Source organism: Lutibacter sp. (assembly GCF_040883305.1).
GTDB lineage: Bacteria > Bacteroidota > Bacteroidia > Flavobacteriales > Flavobacteriaceae > Lutibacter.
In genome coordinates this window covers 1-7414 of record NZ_JBFLKT010000031.1, presented here as the reverse complement: position 1 = coordinate 7414, position 7414 = coordinate 1, and the positions used below count along the sequence as shown (strand labels likewise).

The 7414-nt window shown below is 30.2% G+C and carries 7 protein-coding genes; 4 read left to right on the top strand and 3 right to left on the bottom strand.

All coding sequences use genetic code 11. From position 1 onward, the window contains the following. Positions 1-948: T9SS type A sorting domain-containing protein (locus tag AB1Z17_RS00860; RefSeq protein WP_368049898.1), on the top strand; the 948-nt coding region annotated here is incomplete at its 5' end. A gap of 325 nt (positions 949-1273) precedes the next feature. Here AB1Z17_RS00860 and AB1Z17_RS00855 read toward each other — a convergent pair. Together AB1Z17_RS00855 and fbp are read right to left on the bottom strand one after the other, a co-directional pair. Then, complete coding sequence (locus AB1Z17_RS00855; protein ID WP_368049897.1) at positions 1274-1882, bottom strand: superoxide dismutase; 609 nt, start codon at positions 1880-1882, stop codon at positions 1274-1276. Between the two features lie 197 nt (positions 1883-2079). Continuing rightward, positions 2080-3102: a class 1 fructose-bisphosphatase gene (gene fbp, locus AB1Z17_RS00850; RefSeq protein ID WP_368049896.1), complete on the bottom strand. Its 1023-nt coding sequence runs from the start codon at positions 3100-3102 to the stop codon at positions 2080-2082. Between the two features lie 123 nt (positions 3103-3225). On the opposite strand from fbp, the gene AB1Z17_RS00845 reads away from it, so the two are divergent. The 3 genes from AB1Z17_RS00845 to AB1Z17_RS00835 are packed head-to-tail and all read left to right on the top strand — an operon-like array spanning position 3226 to position 6831. Beyond that, positions 3226-3702 (top strand): N-acetyltransferase family protein, encoded by a 477-nt coding sequence (locus tag AB1Z17_RS00845; RefSeq protein WP_368049895.1) that lies wholly within the window; start codon positions 3226-3228, stop codon positions 3700-3702. Position 3703: 1 nt separating this feature from the next. Next, positions 3704-4951 (top strand): aspartate kinase, encoded by a 1248-nt coding sequence (locus tag AB1Z17_RS00840; protein WP_368049894.1) that lies wholly within the window; start codon positions 3704-3706, stop codon positions 4949-4951. 38 nt (positions 4952-4989) lie between these two features. After that, positions 4990-6831, top strand: coding sequence for a GNAT family N-acyltransferase (locus AB1Z17_RS00835; protein ID WP_368049893.1), 1842 nt, complete (start codon positions 4990-4992; stop codon positions 6829-6831). A 162-nt stretch (positions 6832-6993) separates the two neighbouring features. On the opposite strand, the gene AB1Z17_RS00830 is transcribed toward AB1Z17_RS00835, so the two are convergent. After that, a partial coding sequence (locus tag AB1Z17_RS00830; protein ID WP_368049892.1) for an aldehyde dehydrogenase family protein occupies positions 6994-7414 on the bottom strand: 421 nt, incomplete at its 5' end.

Genomic DNA, 7414 nt, shown 5'->3' with positions numbered 1-7414 from the left:
ATTGCAAATAATATAGATACTTGTCCAGACACACCAACTGGAGAAGACGTAAATGCAACAGGTTGTTCCGACAGTCAATTAGACGATGATAACGACGGTGTTTATAATAATTTAGATTCTTGTCCAGACACACCAACTGGAGAATCAATAAATTCAACAGGATGTTCAGACAGTCAATTAGATGATGATAACGATGGTATTATGAATAATATAGATAGTTGCCCAAACACCACATCTGGAGCAAACGTAGATGCTTCAGGTTGTTTTACATTACCCGCTAACAACTTTACTATTGAAACAATAAGCGAAACTTGTCCAAATAAAAATAACGGACAAATTTTGATCTCAGCTCAAGAAAACTACACCTATAATGTTACGCTAAATGGATCCGTTGCTAATTTAGAAAACAATGGTCTAAATCCTGGAGCTTATACAGTTTGTATTGGTGTATCTGGAGAAACGTACGAACAATGTTTTACTGTAAATATTGATCAAGGAATTACTATTTCTGGAAAGGTAGCTGTAGCTGCCGGAAAAGCTTCAATAGAAATTGAACAAGGAACTGCTCCATTCAGGGTATTTGTAAATAATAGAATTACTTTAGAAACAGCTTTACCGTCATTTACTGTTGATGTAGCACACGGAGATAAAATTGAAGTGAAATCGAACGTTGTATGCGAAGGTGCCTTTTCTAAATCAATTAATTTATTTGATGAAGTTATTGCCTACCCAAATCCAACAAAGGGTAATTTAGAAATTACTGTACCTGTTTCTCGAAACAATGTAAAAATTGAAATATATACTGTACAATCTCAGTTAATTTCAGTAAAAAATTACACTATTAACAATGGAACAGTTAAACTAGACATAAATAACAATGTGCCAGGTGTGTATTTTGCTAAAGTATATTTAGACAAACCTGTAATGCTTAAAATTATTAAAGAATAATCAATTTATTAGATTATAGAATATAAAACTATCCTAAAATCTTTGTAAGTATAAAACTCAGGATTAAATTATTTATCGTTTAATCCTGTTTTTAAATATGGTTAAAAATTGGATTAAAAATAATTTCCAATTTCTAATGGGGTAATGTTCATTTCTTAGTGCCTTTCCAACAGCTTTATCCGTTGGGAATAAGAGTTTGTTTTTAGGGTATTTGTAATTTTTCCGTTTAGGTTTCTAAAAGATTTAAAATTTACACACTTTAGAGGTTAAAACCAAAAAAAACTCGCCAAATTGGCGAGTTTTTTTATCGTATTCATCTAAAAAATTATTTATTCTCAGCATATAATTTTTCAACATGATTCCAGTTTATTACATTAAAAAATGCATTAATATAATCTGGTCTTCTATTTTGATAATGCAAGTAGTACGCATGTTCCCATACATCTAATGCTAATATTGGAAATCCTCCACAGCTAACACCTGGCATTAACGGATTGTCTTGATTTGGAGTTGAGCAAATTTCAACTTTTCCTCCTTTATGAACACATAACCAAGCCCATCCAGATCCAAAACGAGTTGCAGCAGCTTTTGCAAAAGCATCTTTAAAAGCATCAACAGAACCAAATTCCGCTACAATAGCATCTTTTAATTCTCCCGATAAATATCCTTTTCCTTCAGGATTCATTACATCCCAAAATAAACAGTGATTGTAAAAACCACCACCGTTATTTCTTACAGCTGCATTGTTCATATCTAATCCGCCTAAAATAGCTTCAATAGACTTTCCTTCTAAAGCCGTCCCAGCAATTGCATTGTTTAAATTGTTTGTATAACCCTGATGATGTTTTGTATGGTGAATTTCCATAGTTCTTGCATCAATATTTGGTTCTAACGCGTCATAAGCGTACGGTAATTTTGGTAATTCAAATGACATAGTTGTATCTGTTTTTTAGTTAAACTTAATTATTTTTCTTTTTTCGCATCTATTCAAAGATAACGAACCATTCTCACTTTAAAAAATCTTAAAAATCATATATTTTTATAGTGGTATTGGGATTAGCTATTCAACCGTAAGACTTGAGACGTTTTTTAGTGAGACGTCTCACATCTCTCGTTTCACGAAAGATGGTCTTAATAATTCGCATCCTCAGGATATTTCGCCATAAATTCTTCAGCTTTTTCAACCATTTTTTTACTTCCGCAGAAAAATGGAACACGTTGGTGCAGTTCAGTTGGTTTAATATCCATAATTCTTCTAAAACCATCAGTTGCTTTTCCATTTGCTTGTTCTGCTAAAAAAGCCATTGGATTGCATTCGTAAAGCAAACGTAACTTTCCCTTTGGGCCAATAGCACTAGTTGGGTACATATAAATTCCACCTTTTATCATATTTCTATGAAAATCTGAAACTAAAGAACCAATATAACGAGAAGTGTAAGGTCTGTTATCTCTTTCTTCCTGGCAGTATTTTAAATAGTCTTTTACACCTTGAGGAAAATGCACATAATTTCCTTCGTTTATAGAATAAATTTGACCTTCTTCAGGAAATTTAAAATTTGGATGTGATAAATAAAATGAACCAATTGCAGGATTTAAAGTAAAACCATTTACACCATGACCAGAAGTGTAAACCAACATAGTTGAAGTTCCATAAACTACATATCCGGCAGCAACTTGTAAATTACCAGGTTGTAAAAAATCAGCCATTTCAACTGGGGTGCCAATAGGGGTAACACGTTTATAAATTGAGAAAATTGTACCAACAGAAACATTTACGTCAATATTTGATGAACCATCTAAAGGATCTATTAAAACTACATATTTATTTTCGTTAGTACCTTGTTTTCCTCTTATGGTAACAAAATCGTCTTCTTCTTCACTGGCAATTCCACAAACTATTTCTCTATTAATTAAGGTTTCCATAAACACATTATTAGCAAAAACATCTAATTTTTGTTGATCTTCGCCTTGAATATTTGTTTCACCAGCTTTACCCATAATATCAACCAAACCAGCTTTATTTACCTTATAATTTACAATCTTAGCAGCTAATTTAACAGAACTTAAAAGCCTAGAAAATTCTCCAGAAGTAGATTTATAATGCTTTTGATTTTCAATAATAAATTCTCCTAATGTTAAGTTATTGGTTTCCATTTTAGTTATTTGAAGTTTGTTTTTACAAATATCGAAAAATTAATTTTGAAAAAGGTATGAGTTTGTAAGATAGTTTGAATAAAGATTTTTTATTTTAGCCATAACTATTTAATTAAAATAAGAATGAATTTTACAATTAGAGATGCAAAAATTGAAGATGTTCCTTCAGTTTTAAATTTAATAAAAGAGCTAGCACATTTTGAAAAAGAAGCAGATGCTGTGGAAGTTACAGTGGCAGATTTAGAAAAAGATGGCTTTGGAAAAACTCCTTTATTTAAAATTTTTGTAGCAGAAATTGCTGAAGAAATTGTTGCAATTGCATTATTTTATCCACGATATTCAACTTGGAAAGGACCTACAATTCATTTAGAAGATTTAATTGTAACGGAGCAAAAGAGAGGACTGAAAATTGGAAGTGCTTTGTACAAAAAAGTAATTGAATATGGTTATAATAAAGGTGTAAAACGTATTGAATGGAATGTTTTAGATTGGAATGACCCCGCAATAGAATTTTATAAAAGCACAGGTGCAAAAGTACTAAGAGACTGGGATACAGTCCAGATAGACAGAAAATCAATGAAAAAATATATAAACTTTTAAAGTGAAGATATATAAATTTGGTGGTGCATCTGTTAAAGATGCTGAAAGTATAAAAAATGTAGTACGTGTTTTAAAACATGAAGATTTTGAAAATACACTTATTGTTATTTCTGCAATGGGAAAAATGACCAATGCTTTTGAAAAAGTTATAAACGCATACTATCATAAATCTGAAGATTTAAGAGCTGAAATAGACGTTGTTAGAAAATTTCATGTAGATTTATTTGAAAACTTATTTGAAGACAAGCAACAACCCATTTTACATGAAATTGAAATTTTATTTGGGCAGTTAAGTGGATTTATGGCAATTAATAAATCAACTGATTATAATTATATCTACGATCAAATTGTTGGTTATGGAGAATTACTTTCAACAAAAATTATTAGTAGTTATTTAAATTCTGTTGGTATTTCAACAACATGGATTGATGTTAGAGATTTTATTAAAACCGACACTACTTATAGAAATGCGTCTGTTAATTGGAAACAAACGTGTGATAATATTAAAACACTAGACACTCATACTTTATACATAACTCAAGGTTTTTTAGGTAGTAATTCTAAAAACAAAACCACCACTTTGGGTAGAGAAGGTTCAGATTATACCGCAGCCATTTTTGCATATTGTTTAAATGCTGAAAGTGTAACAATATGGAAAGATGTAAATGGTGTTTTAAATGCAGACCCTCGCTATTTTGAAGAAACAATATTATTAGAACAAATCTCATACAGCGAAGCCATTGAAATGGCTTTTTATGGTGCTTCAGTAATTCATCCAAAGACATTAAAACCACTCGAAAATAAAAAAATACCTTTAAATGTTCGTTCATTTTATAATTTAGAAAATAAAGGTTCAATTGTAAGTAAGGGACAACATTTATTTCCAGAAATTCCTTGTTTTATTTTAAAAACTAATCAAATTTTAGTTTCCATTTCTGCTCTGGATTTTTCTTTTATGGTAGAACATAATTTAAGTGATATTTTTAAAATTTTACACGATTGTAAACTAAAAGTAAATCTTATTCAAAATTCGGCTCTAAGTTTTTCGGTTTGTTTGGAAGATAAATTTAATAATTTTGAACCTTTTTTGTTGAAAATAAAACCTAAATACAATGTTACTTTTGTTAGTAATGTTTCGCTTTATACAATTAGACATGCTACACAAAAAGCAATTAAATTAGTAGAGCAAAATGGAACGGTACTATTAAAACAAGCCACAAAAGGAACAGTACAACTTATTATGCAATAATTTTATGTATTTTTGTAGTTATCTTTAATTAAATTTAAATGAGTTTAGTAACACCGAAAGAAGTTTCGAAAGTAATAAATCTAGATAAATATGGATTTATTGGTACATTTTTTGGTTGGTTATTAATGAAAATTTTACGGATATCTGCCATAAATAAAATATACAATAAACATAAACATTTAAATGATTTAGATTTTTTTACGGCTCTTCTAGCCGATCTCCAAATAAAATTTGAAATCCCAGAAGAAGATTTAAAAAGAATACCAAAAGATGGTGCCTTTATTACAGTTTCAAATCATCCTCTTGGTGGAATTGATGGTATTTTATTATTGAAATTATTGATCGAAAAAAGACCAGATTATAAAATAATTGCTAATTTTTTACTGCATAGAATTGAGCCAATGAAGCCTTTTATTATGCCTGTAAATCCTTTTGAAGATAGAAAAGATGCAAAATCGAGTATTGCTGGTATAAAAAGCGCACTCTTGCATATTCAAGAAGGGAAACCTTTAGGTGTTTTTCCGGCTGGTGAAGTTTCTACCTATAAAGATGGAAAATTAATTGTAGATAAACCTTGGGAAGAAGGTGCTATAAAACTAATTCAAAAAGCAAAAGTTCCTGTAATTCCAATTTATTTTCATGCAAAAAATAGTAGGTTATTTTATTTTTTATCTAAACTAAACCCTACACTTCGAACGGCAAAATTACCTTCAGAACTGTTGTCACAAAAAGAACGTGTTATTAAGGTTCGAATAGGGAAAGCTATTCCTGTTAAAGATCAGGAAGAATATGAGGAAACTCAAGATTTTTGCGATTTTATTCGAAGAAAAACGTATATGTTAGCAAACCCATTTGAAAAAGTGTCTAAAACTATAAACGCCTCGTCATTAAAAAAAACGAAGCAACCAAAAAAAATTGTTAGTAAAAAAAATAATGATAAAATTATTCAAGAAGTAGATACGCTTCGCAATAATAATGGAAGATTGTTAAAAAGTAAAGATTATGAAGTCTTTTTTGCTCCAAGTAACAAAATTCCTAACATAAAATTTGAGATTGGTCGTTTACGTGAGATCACATTTAGAGAAGTTGGAGAAGGTACCAACGAATCTATAGATTTAGATAGATTTGATGGGTTTTATCATCATTTATTTTTATGGGATGATTCCGAAAAAAAATTAGTTGGAGCCTATAGAATGGGTTTAGGTAAAGATATTTATAAAAAACATGGTATTGAAGGTTTTTATATACATACCCTTTTTAAGTTTGAACAAGAATTGTACTCAATGATGGAAAATTCTATTGAAATGGGGCGTGCATTTATTATTAAAGAATATCAGCAAAAACCAATGCCGTTATTTTTACTTTGGAAAGGTATTGTGCATGTAACATTACGACATCCAGAATATAAATATTTAATAGGAGGAGTTAGCATTAGCAATCAATTTTCCAATTTTTCAAAATCGTTAATGATTGAGTTTATGAAATCTCATTATTACGACCCATACATTGCACAATACATTCACCCAAAAAAAGAATATAAGGTAAAATTGAAAGATGCCGATAAAGATTTTGTTTTTGATGCTACCAAAGCGGATATGAATAAATTTGATAAAATAATTGATGAAATTGAACCTGGAGCACTAAGAATCCCTGTGTTAATTAAAAAATATGTAAAACAAAATGCGCGCTTGGTTGCTTTTAATGTTGACCCAAAATTTAATAACGCTATAGATGGGTTAATGTACATTAGAGTTTCAGACATACCTGAAAGTACTGTGAAACCGGTTATGGAAGAGTTTCAAGCGGAGCTGGAAAGCAGTTTAGAAAATGAAAATTTAGAAACTACAATTACTTCTAAAGAAATGCATTCTTCTGGTTAGAGTTCCTAAATGTTTATAAAATGAGGTTATCAGTATAAAACCTAACAGGTTTTTAAAAACCTGTTAGGTTTACAATCTATAAATAGAATAGTTTAAAACGTGGATCCAAACTAATATCAAAAAGAAGGATTAAAAAGTTTCTAATCTTTAGATTTCTAAAATTTACAAATCAAATTTGATTCCCTGTGCAAGTGGTAATTCCGTTGTATAATTTATAGTATTCGTTTGACGACGCATATAAATTTTCCAAGCATCTGACCCAGACTCTCTTCCTCCTCCAGTTTCTTTTTCACCACCAAAAGCACCACCAATTTCAGCGCCAGAAGTTCCAATATTTACATTTGCAATTCCGCAATCTGATCCGGCTTGAGATAAAAACAACTCCGCTTCACGCAAATTATTTGTCATTATAGCCGATGAAAGTCCTTGATTTACACCATTCTGAATTTCAATAGCGTTGGTAACATCACCTGAATATTTTAATAAATATAAAATTGGTGCAAATGTTTCGTGTTGTACAATTTCAAAATGATTTTCAGCTTCAGCAATTGCAGGTTTTACATAACAACCTGTTTCAAAACCT